Raw genomic sequence first — 20,621 nt, forward strand, 5'->3', positions numbered from 1 at the left:
TCGGCCACGCGACCATTCTGACCGCCCCGAGCCGCTGTCCGCAGCATCCGGGCGACTCGTCACAAGAGGGCGAACGTTGGCTGATGCGGCACTAGATGCGGGCCTTGCGGACCGAGTGCACGGTCGCTCCGGCCAGGGCCAGCGTCGAGCGGACCAGCGACAGCCGCTCGTGCCGGCGGTAGAGCGCCCAGTTGTGCTCGACCAGCGACAGCTTGTTCGAGGACAGCGACCCGGCCCGGCCGGCCCGGTAGACCGCCAGGGGTTCCCGCAGGCCTCGGGCGGGGTGGCCGTCCCGCATGATGCTCAGCCACAGGGCGTAGTCCTGGCGCTTGGGCATGTCCGGCATCAGCCGGGTGCCGAGCGCGGACCGGTCGTACATCGCGGTCAGGGCGCCGATGTGGTCCTGGACCAGCATGTCCCGGTAGGTCACGCGCTCCCGTGCCGTGACCACCCGCCCGTTCGGCGTGAAGTCGCGGGCCTCGCCGACGTAGTCGCCGTCGACCTTGTAGTAGGAGGTGAAGGTCAGCGGCGCGTCGCTGGCGGCGGCGAACGCGAGCTGCCGTTCGGTCTTCTCCGGAAGCCACATGTCGTCGCTGTCCAGGAAGGCCACGTACTCTCCCCGCGCCCGCGCCAGGGCGAGGTTGCGGGCCTTGGCCGCGCCGCCCTGCTGGGGCGCGGCCTGCGGGCGGACGCGCTCGTCCTGGCGGGCCAGGTCCTGCAGCAGGTCCATGGAGCCGTCGCTGGACGCGTCGTCGGTGACGAGCAGTTCCACGTCGGCGTGGGTCTGCGCGAGGACGGAGCGCACCGATGCGCCGAGGGTGGCGGCCGAGTTGTGTACCGGCATCACCACGGAGACCAGGGGCACGGCGGGGTCCTTAGCTGGGTCGGAGTCGTCAGGCAGGTCGTTGTCGCCGGTCAGCGCCGGGTGGGGCTGTACGGCGTGGACCTGCACCGTACCAAGTGGGCGCCCCCACCGGTCACCGCCGACCTCGCCGGTGCGGGCCGACGCCGTACTCACTGCAGCTATACACTCGGAGTATATCCGTGATGTATGGTCCTCTCATGAGTGTTCCTTTGACCCTGTTGGGGCTGCTGGAGCGGGAGCCGAGCCACGGCTACGACCTGAAGCGCGACTACGACGCCTTCTTCGGGCGGGGCAAACCGCTCCCGTACGGGCAGGTGTACGCCACGCTCGGGCGGTTGGCGCGGGACGGGAAGGTGGTGGCGGGCGAGGCGGAGCCCGGGGACGGGCCGGAGCGGAAGCGGTACGTCATCACCGACGCGGGGGCGACGGAGTTCGAGACGTGGCTGACCGAGCCGGTGGCACCGGAGCCCAACCTGCAGACGCTGCTGTTCACCAAGGTGGTGCTCGCGCTGATGCTGGGCCGGGACGCGGAGCGGTACCTGGACACCCAGCGCGCCGCGCACATGCGGCGGATGCGCGAGCTGACCGAGCTGCGCCGCACCGGCCCGCTGGTGGACGCGCTGCTCGCCGACCACGGCCTGTTCCACCTGGAGGCGGACCTGCGGTGGATCGACCTGACGACGGCCCGGCTGGACGCCCTCGCCGAGGAGGTGCGCCCGTGAGCGCGCTGCTGGAGGCCCGCGGCCTGGCGCTCTCGTTCGGCGAGACCCCGGCCCTGCGCGGGGCGGACCTGTCGGTGGAGGCCGGCGAGGTGCTGGCGATCATGGGGCCGAGCGGTTCGGGCAAGTCCACCCTGCTGCACTGCCTGGCCGGCATCCTCACCCCGGACGCGGGCGAGGTGCTCTTCGACGGCCGGCGGATCGACGCCATGGCGGAGACCGAGCGTTCGGCGCTGCGCCGGGACGCCTTCGGCTTCGTCTTCCAGTTCGGCCAGCTCGTCCCCGAGTTGACCGCGGAGGAGAACGTCGCCCTGCCGCTGCTGCTCTCCGGCACCCGCCGCCGGGCCGCGCTGGCGCAGGCCCGGCCGTGGTTCGGCCGGCTGGGTCTCGACGGGCTGGAGGGGCGGCGCTCCGGCGAGCTCTCGGGCGGTCAGGCGCAGCGGGTGGCGCTGGCCCGGGGCCTGGTGGCCCGCCCGCGAGTGCTGTTCGCGGACGAGCCGACCGGCGCGCTGGACTCGCTGACGGGCGAGCAGGTGATGGACCTGATGGTGGCCTCGGCCCGCGCGGAGGGCACCACGGTGGTGCTGGTCACGCACGAGCCGCGGGTCGCCGCGTACGCGGACCGCGAGGCCGTGGTCCGGGACGGCCGGGCGAGCTCCCTGTCGAACGGACGGATCGCCTCGTGATCGCCTTCGCGCTGCGCCTGGCGGTGAGCGGCGGCCGGCAGGCGGTCGGCCGGCTGGTGATGATCGCCGCCGCGGTGGCCGTCGGGGTGGGGCTGCTGGTGTCCACGTTCTCCGCGATGAACGCCGTGGAGGGTGCGAACCGGCGGCAGGTGTGGCTCGACACCGGCGCCGCGGACCGCGCCGATCCGGCCACGGGCGACCCGCTGTGGTGGCGGCCGCACGGCGACTACTACGCCGGGCGGGAGATCACCGCGGTGGACGTCGCCGCCACCGGCCCGTCCTCGCCCGTGCCGCCCGGTCTCACCCGGCTGCCGGCGCCCGGCGAGTACTACGCCTCGCCGGCCCTGGCCGAGCTGATCCGCTCCACCCCGGCCGACCGGCTGGGCGACCGCTTCCCGGGCCGGCTCGCCGGGACGATCGGCGACGCCGCCCTGCCCTCCCCCGACGCGCTGATCGCGGTGGTCGGCCGGACGCCCGCCGAGGTCGAGGGCGCCCCCCTGGCCCGGACCGTCACCTCGATCGCCACGGCCAGGCCGGCCCACTGCGACGAGGCCTGCTTCAGCCGGACGGTGCGCGGGGACGCGATGACGCTGATCCTCTCCGTGGTCGCCGCCGCGCTGATCTTCCCGGTGCTGATCTTCATCGGCACCGCGACCCGGCTCTCCGCCGCCACCCGTGAGCAGCGCTACGCCGCCATGCGCCTGGTCGGCGCGACCCCGCGGCAGGTGTCGCTGGTCTCGGCCGTGGAGTCCACGCTGGCCGCGGCGGCCGGGACGGTGGTCGGGTTCGCCGTGTTCGCGGCGCTGCGCCCGCTGGTCGCCGGCGTCGCGCTCACCGGTCAGCGGTTCTTCCTCTCCGACCTGGCACCGAGCGCCGCGCAGGTGCTGGGCGTCCTGGTCGGCGTGCCGGTGGCGGCGGCGGTCGCGGCCCGCCTCGCGCTGCGCCGGGTCACCGTCTCGCCGCTCGGGGTGGCCCGCCGGGTCACGCCGAAGCCGCCGGGGGCGTGGCGGCTGGTCCCGCTGCTCGCGGGCCTGGCCGAGCTGGCGTACTTCCTGGACCGCCGCCCGGAGACCGGCAACGGACAGGCGGCGGCGTACCTCCCGGGTTTCCTGACGGTGATGCTGGGCCTGGTGGTCGCCGGGCCGTGGCTCACCATGGTGACCGCCCGCGCGGTGGCCCGGCGGACCCGCCGCCCGGCCACGCTGATCGCGGTGCGGCGGCTGGCCGACGACCCGAAGGCCGGGTTCCGCGCGGTCAGCGGCCTGGTGCTGGCGCTGTTCGTGACCACGGCGACGGTCTCCATCATCGGCACCGTGAACCACAACCGCGGCGAGCTCGACGGCGATCCGCTGACCCGGACGGTGGTGGAGGTCAGCGACTCCCGGGAGCGTCCGATCGGCGCGGGCGTGGAGCCGGCGCTGCTCGGCGGGCTCGCGGCGGCGCCGGGCGTGCGGGGCGTGGCCGTGGTGCACGCCAACCCGGACGGCATCGGGAAGAACCCCGCCGACCCGTGGCCGGACCCGCCGGTGCTGGTCGCCTGCGCCGACCTGGCCAGGACCCCGATGGTGGGGCACTGCCCGGCCGGGGCGGAGGTCGCGGCCGTCGACCCGTTCGGCTTCTTCAGCCTGCGCTCCGACCCGGGCCGGGAGTGGCCGGCCGCCGGCATCACCGCGGACGCGGTGGCGAAGCTGCCGGTGCAGACGCTCTACGTCGCGACCGACGGCTCGACGGCGGCGATGGAACGGGTGCGGACGCTGCTCACCACCGCCTACCCGCACCAGGCGGCCCGGACCGTCGGCGACTTCGGCACCGTGATGCAGCAGGAGCTGGCCGGCTGGCGGCAGTTGGCCGACGTGGTGCTGCTGACCACGCTGCCGATCGCCGGCTGCAGCCTGGCGGTGAGCGTGGTCGCGGGGCTGTCGGACCGCAGGCGGCCGTTCGCCATCCTGCGGCTCACCGGCGCGCCGCTGCGGCTGCTGCGGGTCGTGGTCGCGCTGGAGAGCGCGATGCCGCTGCTGGTGGTCGCGGTGGTCGCGATCGGCACCGCCTTCGCCGCCTCGGAGCTGTTCCTGAGCTCGCAGATGCACTACGACCTGATGTCGCCCGGCGCGGGCTACTGGGCGCTGGTCGGCGCCGGGCTGGCCGCGGCGCTCGGCATCATCGCCTCCACCCTGCCGCTGCTGCGGCGGATCACCGGCCCGGAGGCGGCCCGCAACGGCTGACGGCAACGGCTGACGGCCCGCCGCCCTCGCCGCCTCCGCGCGCCCCCCGGCGCGCGGAGGCGGAGCCGTCAGCCCGCGGTGCGGCGGTAGTCCTCGGCGAGGTCGGCGAGGAGGGCGTCGAGCTTGGCACGGTCGACCGAGGGCATCACGAAGACGTGGACGTAGGTGCGGCGGCTGGACTCGTCGCCGGGGACCATCAGCACGTCCTGCGAGGACAGCGACCACTTCGCCACCAGCCCGGGGCTGGGCTTGCGGAAGCGCACGGTGACGGCGCCCGGCGTGCGGGCCGCCCAGAGGTCGGTGCCGAGTTCGGCGCCGAGGTCGTGCAGCCGCAGCTCCAGGTACCCGGCGAGGTCCTGCGCGGTGCGGATCCGCTGGACCTGGTCGCGGTAGGAGTGCCGGGAGAGGTGGTCCCACAGCACCAGCGGCGAGAAGCCGTTGCGGGAGCCGGCGAAGGTGGTGTCCGGCGCGCCGATGTAGTCGGGCTGCGAGGGCGGGCAGATCTGGTACTTGACCTTGGTCATGTAGATGCCGCACGGCCAGGGCGCGCCGGGCCACTTGTGGCCGCTCATGGCGATCGAGGAGACCAGGTCGATCTCGCCGTGCTCGCGGGTGGGCAGGCGGATGCCGAAGTCGAACTCCGGCAGCGGGGCCTCCGGCCGCCACCCGTACTGCTCGGGGTCGGCGTCGGCCAGCCGCGCGAACGGGACGTAGCCCGCGCCGAGTGCGCCGTCGACGTGGATCCAGAAGCCGCGCCGCCGGTCGACCAGCGGTTCGCCGGTGTGCGGGTCGGTGCCGTACTGGACCTCGCGCTCGACCAGGCCGTGCCGCTCCAGGACGGGCAGCAGCCGCTCGCCGACGGCGCGGACGTCGTCGTGGGCGCCCTTGAAGGTGGAGCCGAGGTTGAGGTTGACGAAGATCGGGTGGCCGTGGGCGGCGAAGAACTCGACCAGCTCGGTGAGCGCGTCCAGGTCGATCGAGCCGGGGCCGTCCCAGGAGTGGCCGGAGGGACCGGCGGCGGAGGGCACCTCGGTGGGCCAGACGCCGCCGCTGCCGGCGAGCGGGCACTGACCGGGGTAGAGCTCCTGGCCGACGGCGTGGAAGGTCTCGACGGCGAGCACCCGGACGGCCTTGGCGAAGGAGTAGTGGGTGTCCTCGGAGTAGAAGGCGACCGGGCGGTGCGCGTGCGGGTTGCCCTGCTCGGGGGCGGCGTTCACGTAGCGCAGCGCGTCGTACGGGGGCGCGGGCGGGGTGATCAGCGCCTTGCCGCTGAGGTAGTCGCGGGCGTTCCACAGCGCGTACATGTTGCCCTCGGTGGAGCCCATGGACAGCATGTAGCCCCAGTACGACTCGGGGTCGGCGGGGTCGTGCGGGCCCTTGGCGTTCCACAGCCGCGCGTAGTAGTCGAGGACGGCGCGCTCGATCACCTTGGTGTTCGGCTTGTAGCCGCCGCTCTGGAAGGGGTCGCCGAGGTTGTTGATGTTGTTCGGCATGAACCGGGCCAGTTCGAGCGCGCAGCTCTGCATGTCCTGGGTGGCCTGGTAGCCGACCAGGTGGCGGCGCTTGCGGGTGAGGTACTCGTCGACGGTGTCCAGCGCGCGGTGGCGGGCGTAGTCGTCGAGGCCGGTGGCGGGCAGCGCGAAGTCGCGGCCGTCCAGCTCCGGTCCTGGGTCGCAGGCGGGCGCGGCGGCGAGGTCGGCGGTCAGGCTCATGGCGGACAGGATGGAACTTTCCGCGACCGTACGGAAGTACTTCCGAATGATGTTCGGATAATCGGCGCGCAGTCTTGCAGATCGTCGGACCGGCCTGCCATCGTGAGGGTCGTGCCGAACAATCCGCAGCACCGCCGCGCGCCCGTCGACGACGTCGACCGGGCGATCATCCGCGCGCTCGCCGAGAACGCCCGGCTGCCGAACAACGCCCTCGCCGAAGCGGTCGGCATCGCCCCCTCGACCTGCCTGACCCGCGTCCGGGCGCTGCAGGAGCGCGGGGTGATCCGCGGCTTCCGGGCCGAGGTGGACCCGGCGGCGATCGGGCTGCCGCTGCAGGCGATGATCTCGGTACGGCTGCGCGCCCACACCCGGGAGCAGAACGAGAGCTTCCGCTCCACCGCGCCGGACCTGCCGGGCGTCCTCGCGGTCTTCCACATGGCCGGCTCGGACGACTACCTGCTGCACGTCGGCGTCTCCGGCCCCGAGTCGCTGCGCGACTTCGTGGTGGACCACCTCACCACCCACCCCGCCGTCGCCCAGACCCGGACCAACCTGATCTTCGAGCAGATAGCGGGCCGCCGCTACCTCAACCCCGGCGACTGACCGGCCGTCACTCCCCGTCCACCAGCACCACGTCGGCGCCGAACATCCCGGCGGTCGCCCGGGCGTACGCGGCCGCCCGGATCTCCGACGGCCCGCACGCCCACACCATCACCGCGCCGAGCGCCCGCGCCACCGGCCGGTCCACCAGCCGCCGCACCGGCCACGGCCGGCGCACGCCGAGCTCGGTCCGCGCCCAGCCGGGCAGCAGGCCGAGCGCGCCGTTGGTCAGCACCCGCACCGCGGCCCGCTCCCGCCGCGTCCGCCCGAAGCCGCGCAGCAGCGCCACCACCTCCAGCGCCGCCGGTATCGCGGCCAACTCCGGCCGCACCCGCGCCAGGTACGCCGCCACCTCGGCCCGCGAGACCGGCACCTCGACCGCGCCGAGCCGCCGGGCGACGGTGGCCACCTCGGACAGGTAGCGGTCGCTCTCGGCGGCGGTCAACGGCGTCGTCGAGAACACCTGGTGGCCCATCAGGAAGCAGGCCACCTCCGCGGTGTGCACCCAGGTGAGCAGCGCCGGGTCGTCCGCCCGGTACGGCCGGCCGTCCGGCGCGGTGCCCCGCACCCGGGTGTGGATGTGCCGGACGGCGGCGATCGCCTGCTCGGCGGCACCGGTCGAACCGAGCGTGGTGGTGGAGACGAACCGGGCGGTGCGGTTCAGCCGTCCGGTCGGGTCGCTGCGGTAGTCGGAGTGCTGGGCGACCGCGGCCATCGCCAGCGGGTGCAGCGACTGCAGCAGCAGCGCGGCGAAACCGCCCACCAGCATCCCGGCCGGGTGCTGGTGGACCCGCCACACCACGCTGCCCGGGCCGAACAGCCCCGGGTCGCCGGCCGGCCGGTCGTAGCGCTCCAGGTGCAGGTCGGACCCGTGCACGGTCGCGTTGATCTCCGCGAGCAGCCGCAGCCTCAGCCGCTCCACCGCCCTCCGGCGCCGCTCCCCCATCCGGCCCACCCGCCCCTCTCCCCGCACCCCGGTCACGGGCCCGAGCGTACTCTTCCCGGTCGGCCGGCAGGAGCGGGTCGGAGGGCCGGGGTCAGGCCAGGTCGGTGCTGACGGTGAGGACCAGGCCGTCGGCGACCAGCCAGCGGCCGGTGAAGCCGCGCGGGAGGCGGGCCGCGTCCGGGTCGCCGGGCAGCCGCAGGCGGGCGCGCCAAGTACCGTCCGGGGTCAGGGTGATGTCGGCCTCCTCGAACTCGAGCGGGCGGCGGGTCAGCGGGTACCAGGCCTTGAAGACGCTCTCCTTGGTGGAGAACAGCACCCGGTCCCAGTAGATGCCGGGGTGGCCGCGGCGCAGCACGTGCAGGCGGCCGCGCTCCTGCGGCAGCGAGACGGCCGCCAGGACGCCGCGCGGCAGCGGGCGGTGCTGCTCGGCGTCGATGCCGAGGACCGGCAGGTCGGCGGAGCGGGCGACGGCCGCCGCCTGGTAGCCCTCGCAGTGCGTCATGCTGCCGAGCACGCCGGACGGCCAGCCGGGTTCGCCGCGCGGGCCGGGGAGGATCGGGACGGGCGGCATGCCGAGCCGGCCGAGCGCCTGCCGGGCGCAGGCCCGGGCCGCGCCGAACTCGCGGCGCCGGGCGGGCACCATCTCGGCGGCCAGGCGCTCCTCCTGCGGGAAGAGCGCGGTGTCCCGGGCGGCGCCGAAGGTCTCCGACCAGGCGACCGACCCGGGCAGGATCAGGCCGATCACGCCCGCCCCCTCGGGAGGATCCGGCGCGGCCCGGCCGGCCCGCCGCGCGGGGTCCACTCGCGCGGGTAGCCGAGCGAGACCTCCTCGAACGGCACGCCGTCGGCGACGGTGGAGCGCGGGATGTGCAGGTGGCCGTAGACCACGGCGGCGGCCCGGTGCCGCAGGTGCCAGTCGGCGGTGTGCTCGGTGCCGCACCACAGCGCGAACTCGGGGTGGCGCAGCACGTAGGTGGGGTCGCGGCGCAGCGGGAAGTGGTTGACCAGGACGGTGGGCAGGGCGGGGTGGCGCTCGGCGAGACGGCGGTCGGTCTCGGCGAGCCGGGCCCGGCACCAGCTCTCCCGGTCGGGGTACGGGTCGGGGTGGAGCAGCAGTTCGTCGGTGCAGACCACGCCGGCGGCGTGCGCGGCGGCCAGCGCCTCGGCCTTGGTGGCGGTGCCGCGCGGGCGGAAGGTGTAGTCGTACAGCAGGAAGAGCGGGGCGACGGCGACCGGGCCGCCGGGTCCGTCCCAGACGGGGTACGGGTCCTCGGGGGTGTGCACGCCGAGCCCGCGGCAGAGCTCGACGAGGGCGCGGTAGCGGGCCTCGCCGCGGAGCTGGACGGGGTCGTCGGGCAGGGTCCACAGCTCGTGGTTGCCGGGCGCCCAGACCACCTCGGCGAAGCGGCCGCGCAGGGTCGTCAGGGCCCACTCGATGTCGTCGAAGCGTTCGGCGACGTCGCCGGCGACGATCAGCCAGTCGTCGGCGCCGCCGGGATGCAGCTCCTCGACGATGCGGCGGTTCTCGGCGTAGCCGATGTGCAGGTCGCTGATGGCGAGCAGGTCTCCGGTCATGCGTCCGCTCCCAGCGGGGTGGCGGCGAGCAGGCGGCGGGTGTAGTCGGCGGCGGGGCGGGCGAACAGCTCGTCGGCGGCGCCGGTCTCGACCAGCCGGCCGTCCTGCATGACGGCGACCCGGTCGGCGAGGTGCTGGACCACGCCGAGGTCGTGGGAGATGAACAGCATCGCGAGGCCGGTGTCGCGGCGCAGGTCGTCGAGCAGGTCGAGGATCTGGGCCTGGACGGAGACGTCGAGCGCGGAGACCGGCTCGTCGCAGACCAGGATCCGCGGGGCGGGGGCGAGCGCCCGGGCGATGGCGACGCGCTGGCGCTGGCCGCCGGAGAGTTCGGTGGGCCGCCGCTCCAGCAGGGCGGCGGACAGGCCGACCTGGTCGAGGAGTTCGGTGGTGCGCGCGGTGCGGGCGCGGCCGCGCGGGACGCCGGTGCGGGCGAGGGCCTCGCCGATCACCCGGGCGACGGTCCAGCGCGGGTCGAAGGAGGAGAGCGGGTCCTGCTGGACGGCCTGGAGCCGCGGGCGCAGGGCGCGGCGCCGGCGTTCGGGCAGGCCGCTCCACGGCTGCCCGTCGAGCCGGACGGCGCCGCTGTCGGGCTCCTCCAGGCCGAGGACGATCCGGGAGACCGTGGTCTTGCCGGAGCCGGACTCGCCGACCAGGCCGAGCGTCTCCCCGGCGGCCAGCCGCAGCGACACCTCGCGGACCACGGGCCGCCCGCCGTACGCCTTGGAGACACCGTCGACCTCGACCAGGGGGAGGCCCTGCGGGAGCCCGTCGCCGGTCGGCAGCAGGACGGCCGCGTCGGCCTCGGCTCCGCGGGCGGCCGGTCCGGCGGCCGGACCGGAGCCGCCCGGCGGGGTCTCACCGACCGTCAGGCGCGACGACGGAGCCGTGGCGGACTCCGGGGCGGCGCCCGCCGTCGGCGTCGGCCGTGGCCCCCGGGCCGCTGCGGGCTCATCCGGTACGACGACGCCGGTGACCGGGTGCCAACAGCGCGTCCCGTGGCCGTCGAACGGCGGCAGGGCCTCGCGGCAGACCGCGTCGGCGGCGGGGCAGCGGCTCGCGTACGGGCAGCCGTCGGGGCCGGGCGCCGGCCCGTCGACGGGCGGGACGGCGAGCCGCCGGCCGCGGGTGCGGCCGCCGGGGACGGCGGCGAGCAGGGCGCGGGTGTACGGGTGCCGGGGCTCGGCGAGCAGCCGCTCGGTGGGGCCGGTCTCGACGATCCGGCCGCCGAACATCACCGCGACCCGGTCGGCGAGCCGGGCGACCACGGACAGGTCGTGGCTGATCAGCAGCAGCGCGGTGCCCTCGCGGCGGAGCCCGTCGAGCAGGTCGAGCACCTGGGCCTGGACGGTGACGTCCAGGGCGGTGGTCGGCTCGTCGGCGATCAGCAGGTCGGGCTCGCCGGCCAGGGCGGAGGCGATCAGGGCGCGCTGGCGCAGGCCGCCGGAGAGCTGGTGCGGGTGCTGGGCGGCGCGGCGTTCGGGGTCGGGGATGCCGGCGCCGGTGAGCAGTTCGCGGACCCGGGCGGGGCGTTCGGCGTGTGCGGCGAGCCGGTGGACCCGCAGCGGTTCGGCGACCTCGGCGCCGACGGTGCGCAGCGGGTCGAGGGAGGTGAGGGCGTCCTGGAGGACGAGTCCGATCCGGCGGCCGCGGACGGCGCGCCACTGCGGGTCGGTCAGCCGGGTGAGGTCCTCGCCGTCGAAGCACAGGCCGCGGGCGGTGACGGTGGAGCCGGGGCCGGTGAGGCCGACCAGGGTGCGGGCGGTGACGCTCTTCCCCGAGCCGGACTCGCCGACCACGGCGAGGCATTCGCCGCGGTCGACGGTGAGGGAGACGTCGCGGACGGCGTGGACGGCGCCGAAGCGCACGTCCAGCCCCTCGACGGCGAGCAGCGTCATGCGGCGGTCCTCCGGGTGTAGCGGCGCTGGGCGCGGCGCCCGACGGTGTTGACGGTGAGCGCGGTGAGGGTGATCGCGGCGCCGGGGAAGACGCCGATCCACCAGGCGGTGGCGAGGAAGCTGCGGCCCTGGGAGAGCATGGCGCCCCACTCGGGGGACGGCGGCTGCGGGCCGAGGCCGAGGAAGCTCAGGCCCGAGGCGGCGATCAGGGCGGCGCCGAAGCCGACGGTGGCCAGCACCAGCATCGGCCCGATCGCGTTGGGCAGCACGTGCCGCAGGATCAGCACCGGTCGCGGCACGCCGAGGACGACGGCGGCCTCGACGTAGCCGGAGCGCCGCACCACCAGGGTCTCGGCGCGGACGATCCGGGCGTAGCCGGGGACGAAGGCGATCGCGATGGCGATCATCACGTTGACCGAGCCGGTGCCGAGCACGGTGACGGCGAGCAGCGCGAGCAGGATCGGCGGGAGGGCGAGCAGGACGTCGGCGGCGCGCATCAGCACCTGGTCGGCGGCGCGGCCGCCGAGTGCGGCGGCCAGGCCCAGGGCGGCGCCGCCCGCGACCGAGAGCGCGGTGGCGCCGAGGCCCAGCAGCAGGGACGGCCGGGTGCCGTGGACGACCCGGGCGAACAGGTCGCGGCCGAGCTGGTCGGTGCCGAACCAGTGGGCGCCGCCCGGCGGGGTGAGCGCGGCGACCGGGTCGGTCTCCAGCGGGGAGGCGCCGGCGATCAGGCCGGGGGCGAGGGCGGCGAGCACCAGCAGGCCGAGCAGGACGGCGGCGAGCGCGGGGGCGAGGCGCCCGCCGAGCCGTCGGGCGGTGCGCAGGACGGTGGGTGGACTCGGGGCGCCGAGGCGGCGCAGGGCAGTGAAAGGACGCAGGGCGGCGCGGGGGTCAGCCATGGTCACCGGCTCCTGAGTCGGGGGTCGATGGCGAGGTACAGCAGGTCGACCAGGGTGGAGATGGCGACGAATACCAGCGCGGAGAGCAGCACCAGGCCGACCACCAGCGGCATGTCCTTGTTGGTGGTGCCCTGGAGGCTGAGCGCGCCGATGCCGGGCCGGCCGAAGACGCTCTCCACCAGCACCGCGCCGCCGAGCAGCGAGCCGGTGAGCCAGCCGGTCAGGGTGACCGCGGAGGCGGCGGCGTGCCGCAGGGCGTGCCGCAGCAGGACGGCGGCGGGGGCCAGCCCCCGGGAGCGGGCGGTGAGGGCGAACGGCTGCCCGAGCGCGGTCTCCAGGCCTTCCCGGAGCACCTGGGCGAGCACGCCGGTGAGCGGCAGCGCGAGGGTGACGGCGGGCAGCACCAGGGCCGAGAGGTCCTGGTCGCCGGCGACCGGGAAGATCCGCAGCTGGAAGGAGAAGGCGGTGAGCAGCAGGATGCCGATCCAGTACGAGGGGCTGGAGACGGCCAGCAGTTCGGCGAGCGAGCCGGCGGTGCGGGCCGGGCCGCGCCGTCCGGCGGTGGCGACGGCGGCGAGCACGGCCAGCACCAGGGCGAGGGCCAGGGCGGCGAGGGCGAGTTGGACGGTCGGCAGGAGCTGGTCGCCGATCAGGTCGGCGACCGGCCGCTGCAGTTGGTAGGACTCGCCGAGGTCGCCGGTGGCCAGCCGGCCCAGGTAGTGCAGGTACTGCACCAGGACCGGCCGGTCGAGCCCGTACTGGGCCCGGATCTGCTCCTTCACCTCGGGGGTGGCGGCGGTGCCCGGGCCCAACATCACGGTGACCGGGTCACCGGGGATCAGCTGGAGCGCGGCGAACGCGACCGTGGCGGCCCCGAGGAGCACCGCGAGGGCGCCGGCCAGCCGTCGTGCCGTCCCGCGCAGCAGGGCGGGAACCGTCAGGTCGGGTGTCTTCACGTCACTGACCGAGCCAGGCGTCGTGGAAGTTCAGCCAGGTGTTGGGGTCGGCGGTCAGGCCGTGGACCTGGGCGGACTGGCCGACCACGGCGGTGCGGACGTACAGCGGGACGATCAGCGACAGCTCGATGGCCCGCTGCTGGGTCTTGGTGTAGAGGTCCCTGCGGACGACCTTGTCGAAGGTGGTCTTGCCGGTGTTGGTCCACTCGTCGAGCTGGGCGTCCTTGTAGAAGGTGGCGTTCTGGCCGCCCTTGGCGGGCTGGCTGGCGCTGTTGAAGTACAGCCGCAGCACGTCCGGGTCGAAGCGGGCCCAGCTGTAGTCGGCGATGTGCTCCTGGCCGCCGTACACGTTCTTGATGTACGTGCCGATGTCGAGCCGGGGCCGGGTGACCTCGATGCCGATCTTCTTCAGGTCGGCCTGGATCGCCTGGCCGAGGGTCTCGCGCTGCTCGCGGACGAACTCGGCGGGCGGCAGCGGCCATTCGAGGGTGAGCCGCTGGCCGTTCTTGGTGCGGTAGCCGGCGTCGTCGCGGGTGGTCCAGCCGGCGGCGTCGAGCGCCTTCTCGGCGGCGGCCTTGTCGTAGGGCCAGGAGTTCTCGAGGGACTTGTCGTAGTCCGGGGTGGTCGGCGAGATGGGGCTCCAGGCGCGCTTGTAGACGCCGAAGTAGACGCTCTTGACGTCGGTGTCGAGGTCGATGCCGCGCTGGACGGCCTTGCGGACCTGCGGGTCGTCCAGCGGCGCCTTGCTGGTGTTGAGGACCAGCGCGTAGTTGGCGCCGGGCGCGTCGGTGGTGAGCAGCTTGATCTTCGGGTCGCCCTGGACGGTCTTGACACTGGCCGGCGGGATCGGCTCGGCGACCTGGACCTGGCCGCTGGTGAGGGCGCCGAGGCGGACCGAGTCCTCGGTGAGGAAGCGGATGGTCAGCTTGTCGAGGTAGGCCGGGCCCTGGTGGGCGGCGTCGGCCGGCGCCCAGTTGTAGTCGGGGTTGCGGCTGAACTGGGCGCTCTGGCCCTTGGTGTAGGCGGTGAAGACGAACGGGCCGGTGCCGACGTCGGCGGGGCCGCCGGCGCCGAGCTTGGCGCCGTTCTCCTTGATCGCCTTCGGCGAGTAGAAGCCGAGGTAGGCGGTGGAGGCGGCCTGCAGGAACGGCGCGAACGGCTCGCTGAAGGACACCTTGACGGTGTGCGGGTCGATCACCTGGGTGCCGGTGTACGGGCCGAGCAGGCTGGCCGCGTACTGGGACTTGGTCTCCTTGGCCACGATCCGGTCGAAGTTGAGCTTCACGGCCTCGGCGTCGAACGGCGTGCCGTCGGTGAACTTCACGCCGTCGCGCAGCGTGAAGGTGTAGCTCTTCAGGTCGGGGCCGATCTCCCACTTGGTGGCCAGCCAGGGCTGGAACTCGCCCTTGGCGTCCTGGTGGACCAGCGAGTCGAAGACGTTGCGCTGGATCGCGCCGGTGATGTCCTGCTGGCTGACGTGGATGTCGAAGGAGATCGGCTCGACGTCGGTGGCGTAGGTGAGCGAGCCGCCCTGGACGGGCGTGGCCGACGCGCTGTCCGCCGCCGGGCCCGTCCCGCCCGAGCCGCAGGCGGCCAGGAGGAGCGTTCCCGCGGAGAGGGCGGCGAGCAGCGGGAGGGGACGGGGCCCGGTTCTGGGCATGCTGGTGACTCCGTTGCGAAGGAAGGGGGTTGAGCTGGGCTGATGCCGGAAAACTAGCCGCGCCGCCGCGGCCCGGGCACCCCTAGCCGACCCCTAGCGCACCCCTGCTGTCAGTGCCTGCGGGCCAGCGGGTAGCGCGGCACGGACCTGCGGTGGGCGATCCGCCAGCCGTCGGGGGTGCGCACGTACCGGTCGTGGTACTCGCCGTTGTGCACGGCGCCGTCGGCGAGCAGCACCAGGTAGCGGCTGCGGCCGTGGACGGTGCCGTCGGGGTCGGGGGTGAGCACCGAGTCCAGGGTCTGGTGGTCGGGCGATTCGGCGCCGAGTTCCTTCGCGAACGCGCGGATCTCGGCCAGGCCGGTGAACACGGCGCCGGTGCGGGCGAGTTCGATGACGCCGTCGGCGGCGAAGACGGTGCCGAGCGCCTCGTCGTCGGCGTTGTCGAAGGCGTGCGAGAAGCGGGCCAGCAGCTGGCGCAGCTGCTCGGCGTCGGTCGGGCTCAACTCGGTGGACACGGTTGCCTCCTGGCGCGGGTCGGACCCGGCCGGTGGCAACCGGCCGGGTCCTGGGGAAGGGGTGGTGGGTCAGACGACGGCGGGGACGAGCTGCTGGATGATGCCGAGCCGGTCGGGCAGCACGTTGTAGCGGGTGACCTTGCCGTCCCGGACGGTCAGCGTGCTGATGCTGTAGCCGGTGAACGGCCGGCCGGTGGCGGGGACGCCGAAGACCGGGCCGACGTGGACGCCCTCGATCCGCCAGAAGGCGATCACCCGGTCGTCCTCGGCGACCAGGTCCTCGACGGTGGCCCTGACGTCCTTGACGTTCTCCCACAGCCAGCGCAGGTGCTCGCGGAAGTCCTCGCGGGTGCCGTTGCCGCCCGGGCCGACCCGGGTCTCGTCGGCGGCGTCCTCGGCGATCAGCTCCTCGATCAGGTCGGCGCGCTGCTCGCTGACCAGCTCGTGGTAGTAGCGCTCCACCAGGGCCTTGTTCGCCTCGATGCTCATGTCTCGTCTCTCTCTTCGTCGAGTCGGTTGTACGGAAGGGTCAGGACGTGCTCTGCGGGGGCAGCAGGATGCCGCCGTTGGCGCTCAGCCCGCCGTCGACCGGGACGGTCACCCCGGTCACGTAGGAGGCGGCGGGCGAGGCCAGGAACCAGACCACCTCGGCCTGTTCGCGCGGGTCGGCCCAGCGCTGGGCGGGGATCCGGCGGGTGATGAAGGCGGAGAAGCCGGGGTCGGCGATCTGGGCGGCGGTCATCGCGGTGGCGGTGCCGCCGGGGGCGATGGCGTTCACCCGGATGTTCTCGGCGGCGTAGTCGATCGCCGCGCCCCGCACCAGGTTGATCACCGCCGCCTTGGTGGCGTTGTACGCCCAGGTGCCGGGGTCGCCGCGCAGGCCGGAGACCGAGGAGGTGGCGACCACCGATCCGCCGCCGGACGCCCGCAGCGCCGGCACGGCGGCGCGCAGGCCGGCCACCACGCCGCGCACGTTCACCGCGTACAGCCGGTCCAGGCGCTCCAGCGCGCCGGGCCCCTCCAGCGGGCCGCCGCCGCCGATGCCGGCGTTCAGCACGGCGGTGTCCAGCCGGCCGAAGCGGCGCAGGGCCAGCTCGACCGCCTCGGCGTTGGTGGCCTCCTCGGCCACGTCACCGGCCAGTGTCTCCACGCCGTCCAGCTCGCCCAGTGCCTCCAGGCCCGCCTTGTCGACGTCCACCGCCACCACCCGGTGGCCGCGTTCGGCGAACAGCCGGGCCACCGCCTCGCCGATGCCCGATGCCGCTCCGGTCACCAGGACTACCGGGTCGCCCATGCCTGCTCCTTCGTCTCGATCCATTCGCGGACGGCCTGCGCCGTCGTCGGGGTGTGCTGCTCCAGCACGGTGAAGTGGTCGCCGGGGATGTCTCGCACCTCGTGCGGCACCGGCCAGTACGCCCGCCAGTCGTGCGCGCCGCTCGGGTCGACGACCGTGCCGCGCAGCGGGGTGTCGGCGCGCAGCGCCAGCACCGGGGCGTCCACCGGGCCGGCCCGCCAGCCGGCGAACACGTTGTTGTAGCCGCCCATCGCGGTGAGGCTGGCGTCGCTCCACACCATGTCGTAGCGGTCGATCCGGTCGAGCATCCCGCCGAGCATGGCGGTCAGCCACCACTCCCCCATGCCCTCGCGCACGGCGCTCTCGATCGGGTACGAGTCGACCAGCACCAGGCCGGCGACCGGGCGGCCGAGCGCCTCCAGCCGCTCGGTGACGGCGTGCGCGACGGCGCCGCCCATCGAGCGGCCGACGATCACCAGCGGCCGTTCGGTGCCGACCAGGTCGAGGACGGCCTCGGTGTGCAGGGTGAGGAAGGTGTCCAGGCTGTCCGGGAGGTGGTCCTCCGGCGTCCAGCCGGGCGAGGGCAGCACGAACACGTCCCGCTCGCCCTGGAAGGTGTGGGCCAGGCGGGCGTACTCGTGCGGGCCGGAGATCGCGCTCAGCGCCGGGAACGCCACCACCGCGATCTCGCCGTCGCCGGAGGCCAGTTGCAGCGGCTTCAGGGCGTGCTTCGCCCGGTCCTCGGCGGGGAACCGGGTCCGCAGGTGGGAGGCCACCCCGATCAGCGCGGACGCCTCGCCGAAGCTGCCCTGCGCGGCGAGCCGCCGGTACAGCGTGGACAGCGGGTGCCGCGGGTCGTCCCCGTCGGGGGCGCCGGCCGCGGCGGGCTGCGCCGGGGTGTCGCCGAGCAGTTCGTCCAGGTGCTCGGCGAGCCGGGTCGGGTCGGGCCGGTCGAAGGTGACGGTGGGCGCCAGCCGCAGGCCGGTGGCCGCGGTCAGCCGGTTGCGCAGCTCGACGGCGGTCAGCGAGTCCAGCCCGAGGTCGTTGAACGGGCGGGCCGGTGCGACCGCCTGCGGCTCGCTGCCGAGCACCGCCGCGACCTCGGTGCGGACCAGCTCCAGCAGGGCAGCCGTGCGCTCCTCCGGTCCGAGGCCGGCCAGCCTGGCCAGGGCCGCGCCCGGGGCACCCGGCTCGCCGGCCCGGGCCGCCGGGCGTCGGACGGCCGGGACCAGCGAGCGCAGCAGCACGGGCAGTTCGGCGGCCCGGGCGCGCAGCGCCGGCAGGTCGAGCGGGGCGAGGACCAGGGCGGCCTCGCCCCGTTCTCCGGCCGCGTCGAACAGTTCCGCGCCGCGCTCGGCGGTGATCGGCCGCAGGCCCGCGCGGGCGGCGCGCCGCCGGTCCGCGTCGCTCAGGTGCGCCGTCACCGCGCTGGCCTCCGCCCACGGGCCCCAGGCCAGCGAGAGCGCGGGCAGGCCGATCGCCCGGCGGTGCGCGGCGAGCGCGTCCAGGTAGGTGTTGGCGGCCGCGTAGCTGCCCTGGCCGGGGCCGCCGAGCACGGCGGCGATGGAGGAGTACAGCACGAACGCGGCCAGGTCGTGGCCCCGGGTCAGCTCGTGCAGGTGGCGGGCCGCCTCGGCCTTCGGGTTCCACACCGCGGCCAGCCGCTCGGGGGTGAGGGCGGTGAACACGCCGTCGTCGACCACGCCCGCGGTGTGCACCACGGCGGTCAGCGGGTGCTCGGCCGGGACGGCGTCGATCGCGGCGCGCAGCGCGTCCCGGTCGGCGGCGTCCACGGCGGCGACGGTCACCCGCGCGCCGGCCGCCTCCAGGTCGGCGGTCAGCTCGGCGGCGCCGGGCGCGTCCGGGCCGCTGCGGGAGAGCAGCAGCAGGTGCCGCACCCCGCGCTCGGCGACCAGGTGACGGGCCAGCAGCCCGCCGAGCACCCCGGTGCCGCCGGTGATCAGCACCGTGCCGTCGGGGTCGGGGTGCCGGCCGGCCGACGACGCGGTGTCGTCCTGCCCCGCCGGGGCCGCCCGGACCAGGCGCGGCACCCGCGCCACGCCTGCCCTGAGGGCGAGTTGGGGTTCGCCGGTGGCGACGGCGGCGGCGAGGGCGCGCTCCGAGGCGGGGTCGCCGTCGGTGTCGACCAGGACGATCCGGCCGGGGTGCTCGGACTGCGCGGAGCGCAGCAGGCCCCAGACCGCCGCGACCGCGAGGTCCGGGGAGCCGCCGTCCACCGCGACGGCGTCGCGGGTCAGCACCACCAGCTGCGGGGCGGCCGCCGACTCGTCGGCGAGCCAGGCCTGCACCGAGGCGAGCACCTCGGTGAGGACCTCCGGCCCGGCGGAGACCGGCAGTTGGTCGAACGCCCCGGCGTGCCCGTCCGGCAGGTCGACGGTCGGCCAGGCGGCCTCGAACAGCGCGTCGCGGTCCCGGCCGCCCGCCGGGGCGAGCTGGGCGGCGGCGACCAGCCGGGCCCGCAGCGCGGCCATGGAGGCGACCGGCGTGCCGGAGCCGTCCGCGACGTCGACCGCGACGGCCTCCGGCTCGGTGTAGCGCAGGCGCACCCGCAGGGCCCCGGCGCCGGCCGCGTGCAGCCGCACGCCGGTGTAGGCGAACGGCAGCCGGCTGTGGCCGGGCGGGGTGTCGGTGAGCCCGTGGTGGGCGGTGACGTGGACGGCGGCGTCCAGCAGGGCCGGGTGCAGCCCGAACCGTCCGGCCTGCTCCCGCTGTTCGGCGGGCAGCTCCACCTCGGCGAAGAAGGTGTCGCCGTCCCGCCAGGCGGCGCGCAGGCCCCGGAAGGCCGGCCCGTACGCGAGTCCGGCGGCGGCGAGCTCCTCGTAGACGCCGTCGACCGGCAGGGCGCGCGCGCCGGGCGGGGGCCAGGCCGTGAGCGGCTCGCCGGGCAGGGCCTGGCCCTCCAGCAGGACGCCGGAGGCGTTGCGGGTCCACTCCTGGCCGGTCCCGGCGGGCCGGGAGTGGACGGTGACGGTACGGGCGCCGCCGTCCGGCTCCTCGACGGCGACCTGGATGTGCACCGCGCCGCGGTCGGGCAGCACCAGCGGCGCCTCGACGACCAGTTCGTCCAGGACGGGCGCGCCGACCTCGTCGCCGGCCCGGATCGCCAGCTCGATCAGCGCCGTGCCGGGGACGATCACGGTGCCCTGGACGGCGTGGTCGGCGAGCCACGGGTGGGTGGCGAGCGAGAGGCTGCCGGTGAGCAGCGCCCCGCCGCTGTCGGGCAGCCGGGTGACCGCGGCGAGCAGCGGATGGTCGGCGTCGTTGAGGCCGAGGCCGGCGGCGCTGGTGGCGCGCGGGGCGGAGTCCAGCCAGTAGCGGCGGCGCTGGAACGGGTAGGTGGGCAGGACGAGGTCGGTGGCCGGTCCGTCGGCGCCCAGGACAGCGGTCCAGTCGACGCGGTGGCCGTGCACGTGGATCCGGGCGAGCGCGGTGAGCGCGCTGTGCACCTCGTCCCGGTCGCGGCGCAGCGCGGCGGCGGTGACCGGCGCGTCCAGCGTCTGCGCGACCAGGCCGCTGAGCGTGCCGTCGGGGCCGAGCTCGACGAAGGCGGTGACGCCCTCGGCGGCCAACTCCCGGACACCGTCGGCGAACCGGACGGGCTCGCGGACCTGGCGCACCCAGTACGCGGGGTCGGTGAGCTCGGCGGCGGTCGCGACCCTGCCGGTGACGTTGGAGACCACCGGGACGGTGGGCGCCCGGTAGGCGATGCTCTCGGCGACCGCGCGGAACTCCTCCAGCATCGGGTCGAGCAGCGGCGAGTGGAAGGCGTGCGAGACCCGCAGCCGGGTGGTCCTGCGGCCCTCGTGCTCGAAGTGCGCGGCGACTGCCTCGACGGCCGCCTCCTCGCCCGAGACCACCACGGAGCGCGGGCCGTTGACGGCCGCGATGCCCACCGCGCCGGTCAGCAGCGGCAGCACCTCGTCCTCGCCAGCCTGGACGGCGACCATCGCCCCGCCCGCCGGCAGCGCCTGCATCAACCCGGCCCGCGCCGCAACCAGCCGGGCCGCGTCCTGGAGCGAGAACACCCCCGCCACGTGCGCCGCCGCCAGCTCA

Annotated in this window: 17 protein-coding genes; 4 read left to right on the plus strand and 13 right to left on the minus strand. The window is 75.3% G+C overall.

Going from position 1 to position 20,621, the window contains the following annotated elements; all coding sequences use genetic code 11:
• Nucleotides 1-91: 91 nt before the first annotated feature.
• A complete protein-coding gene (locus ACGFX4_RS40245) occupies nt 92-865 on the minus strand; it encodes a glycosyltransferase family 2 protein (protein ID WP_393085985.1) in 774 nt (257 codons plus the stop codon).
• A 197-nt stretch (nt 866-1,062) separates the two neighbouring features.
• Between ACGFX4_RS40245 and ACGFX4_RS40250 the strand changes: the two genes are divergently transcribed.
• Genes ACGFX4_RS40250 through ACGFX4_RS40260 form a run of 3 tightly spaced genes read left to right on the plus strand, consistent with a single transcriptional unit; the run spans nt 1,063 to nt 4,492 of the window.
• Nucleotides 1,063-1,587 carry a PadR family transcriptional regulator gene (locus ACGFX4_RS40250; RefSeq protein ID WP_393085987.1) on the plus strand — a complete coding sequence of 175 codons (525 nt, stop codon included), beginning with the start codon at nt 1,063-1,065 and terminating at the stop codon, nt 1,585-1,587.
• Complete coding sequence (locus tag ACGFX4_RS40255) at nt 1,584-2,270, plus strand: ABC transporter ATP-binding protein (RefSeq protein WP_393085989.1); 687 nt, start codon at nt 1,584-1,586, stop codon at nt 2,268-2,270. Before ACGFX4_RS40250 ends, ACGFX4_RS40255 begins: the two co-directional genes overlap by 4 nt.
• Entirely contained in the window at nt 2,267-4,492 is a 2,226-nt protein-coding gene (locus ACGFX4_RS40260; protein ID WP_393085991.1) for an FtsX-like permease family protein, read from the plus strand. The genes ACGFX4_RS40255 and ACGFX4_RS40260 overlap by 4 nt, the downstream gene beginning before the upstream one ends.
• 68 nt (nt 4,493-4,560) lie before the next feature.
• Here ACGFX4_RS40260 and ACGFX4_RS40265 read toward each other — a convergent pair whose 3' ends face one another.
• Nucleotides 4,561-6,204 carry a histidine decarboxylase gene (locus ACGFX4_RS40265; protein WP_393085993.1) on the minus strand — a complete coding sequence of 548 codons (1,644 nt, stop codon included), beginning with the start codon at nt 6,202-6,204 and terminating at the stop codon, nt 4,561-4,563.
• 111 nt (nt 6,205-6,315) lie between these two features.
• Here ACGFX4_RS40265 and ACGFX4_RS40270 point away from each other — a divergent pair, with 111 nt between their 5' ends.
• Entirely contained in the window at nt 6,316-6,807 is a 492-nt protein-coding gene (locus tag ACGFX4_RS40270) for an Lrp/AsnC family transcriptional regulator (protein ID WP_345701162.1), read from the plus strand.
• Nucleotides 6,808-6,814: 7 nt separating this feature from the next.
• Here the strand turns inward: ACGFX4_RS40270 and ACGFX4_RS40275 are convergent, their stop codons facing one another.
• The 11 genes from ACGFX4_RS40275 to ACGFX4_RS40325 all read right to left on the minus strand — a co-directional run.
• Entirely contained in the window at nt 6,815-7,786 is a 972-nt protein-coding gene (locus ACGFX4_RS40275; protein WP_393085995.1) for an oxygenase MpaB family protein, read from the minus strand.
• A 55-nt stretch (nt 7,787-7,841) separates the two neighbouring features.
• A complete protein-coding gene (locus ACGFX4_RS40280; RefSeq protein ID WP_393085997.1) occupies nt 7,842-8,495 on the minus strand; it encodes a 4'-phosphopantetheinyl transferase in 654 nt (217 codons plus the stop codon).
• A complete protein-coding gene (locus ACGFX4_RS40285) occupies nt 8,492-9,325 on the minus strand; it encodes a metallophosphoesterase family protein (protein WP_393085999.1) in 834 nt (277 codons plus the stop codon). Before ACGFX4_RS40285 ends, ACGFX4_RS40280 begins: the two co-directional genes overlap by 4 nt.
• Nucleotides 9,322-11,223: a dipeptide ABC transporter ATP-binding protein gene (locus ACGFX4_RS40290; protein ID WP_393086001.1), complete on the minus strand. Its 1,902-nt coding sequence runs from the start codon at nt 11,221-11,223 to the stop codon at nt 9,322-9,324. The genes ACGFX4_RS40285 and ACGFX4_RS40290 overlap by 4 nt, the downstream gene beginning before the upstream one ends.
• Nucleotides 11,220-12,122: an ABC transporter permease gene (locus tag ACGFX4_RS40295; RefSeq protein ID WP_393086003.1), complete on the minus strand. Its 903-nt coding sequence runs from the start codon at nt 12,120-12,122 to the stop codon at nt 11,220-11,222. Before ACGFX4_RS40295 ends, ACGFX4_RS40290 begins: the two co-directional genes overlap by 4 nt.
• 2 nt (nt 12,123-12,124) lie before the next feature.
• Complete coding sequence (locus tag ACGFX4_RS40300; protein ID WP_393086005.1) at nt 12,125-13,078, minus strand: ABC transporter permease; 954 nt, start codon at nt 13,076-13,078, stop codon at nt 12,125-12,127.
• A 1-nt stretch (nt 13,079) separates the two neighbouring features.
• Nucleotides 13,080-14,738, minus strand: coding sequence for an ABC transporter substrate-binding protein (locus ACGFX4_RS40305; RefSeq protein WP_393086007.1), 1,659 nt, complete (start codon nt 14,736-14,738; stop codon nt 13,080-13,082).
• A gap of 110 nt (nt 14,739-14,848) precedes the next feature.
• Nucleotides 14,849-15,253: a nuclear transport factor 2 family protein gene (locus ACGFX4_RS40310; RefSeq protein WP_393086009.1), complete on the minus strand. Its 405-nt coding sequence runs from the start codon at nt 15,251-15,253 to the stop codon at nt 14,849-14,851.
• Nucleotides 15,254-15,322: 69 nt separating this feature from the next.
• Nucleotides 15,323-15,742: an ester cyclase gene (locus ACGFX4_RS40315; RefSeq protein WP_393086011.1), complete on the minus strand. Its 420-nt coding sequence runs from the start codon at nt 15,740-15,742 to the stop codon at nt 15,323-15,325.
• Nucleotides 15,743-15,782: 40 nt separating this feature from the next.
• Nucleotides 15,783-16,547: an SDR family NAD(P)-dependent oxidoreductase gene (locus tag ACGFX4_RS40320; RefSeq protein WP_393086013.1), complete on the minus strand. Its 765-nt coding sequence runs from the start codon at nt 16,545-16,547 to the stop codon at nt 15,783-15,785.
• A partial coding sequence (locus ACGFX4_RS40325) for an SDR family NAD(P)-dependent oxidoreductase (protein ID WP_393086015.1) occupies nt 16,532-20,621 on the minus strand: 4,090 nt, incomplete at its 5' end. The genes ACGFX4_RS40320 and ACGFX4_RS40325, both read right to left, overlap by 16 nt.

The organism is Kitasatospora sp. NPDC048365, assembly GCF_043200835.1.
Classification (GTDB): Bacteria; Actinomycetota; Actinomycetes; order Streptomycetales; family Streptomycetaceae; genus Kitasatospora; species Kitasatospora terrestris.

What these genes read in the sequence shown, in the direction of transcription:
- ACGFX4_RS40265 (WP_393085993.1), bottom strand. Translation starts at nt 6,204, where the DNA reads ATGAGCCTGACCGCCGACCTCGCCGCCGCGCCCGCCTGCGACCCAGGA.
- ACGFX4_RS40320 (WP_393086013.1), bottom strand. Translation starts at nt 16,547, where the DNA reads ATGGGCGACCCGGTAGTCCTGGTGACCGGAGCGGCATCGGGCATCGGC.
- ACGFX4_RS40285 (WP_393085999.1), bottom strand. Translation starts at nt 9,325, where the DNA reads ATGACCGGAGACCTGCTCGCCATCAGCGACCTGCACATCGGCTACGCC.
- ACGFX4_RS40295 (WP_393086003.1), bottom strand. Translation starts at nt 12,122, where the DNA reads ATGGCTGACCCCCGCGCCGCCCTGCGTCCTTTCACTGCCCTGCGCCGC.
- ACGFX4_RS40250 (WP_393085987.1), top strand. Translation starts at nt 1,063, where the DNA reads ATGAGTGTTCCTTTGACCCTGTTGGGGCTGCTGGAGCGGGAGCCGAGC.
- ACGFX4_RS40290 (WP_393086001.1), bottom strand. Translation starts at nt 11,223, where the DNA reads ATGACGCTGCTCGCCGTCGAGGGGCTGGACGTGCGCTTCGGCGCCGTC.
- ACGFX4_RS40305 (WP_393086007.1), bottom strand. Translation starts at nt 14,738, where the DNA reads ATGCCCAGAACCGGGCCCCGTCCCCTCCCGCTGCTCGCCGCCCTCTCC.
- ACGFX4_RS40315 (WP_393086011.1), bottom strand. Translation starts at nt 15,742, where the DNA reads ATGAGCATCGAGGCGAACAAGGCCCTGGTGGAGCGCTACTACCACGAG.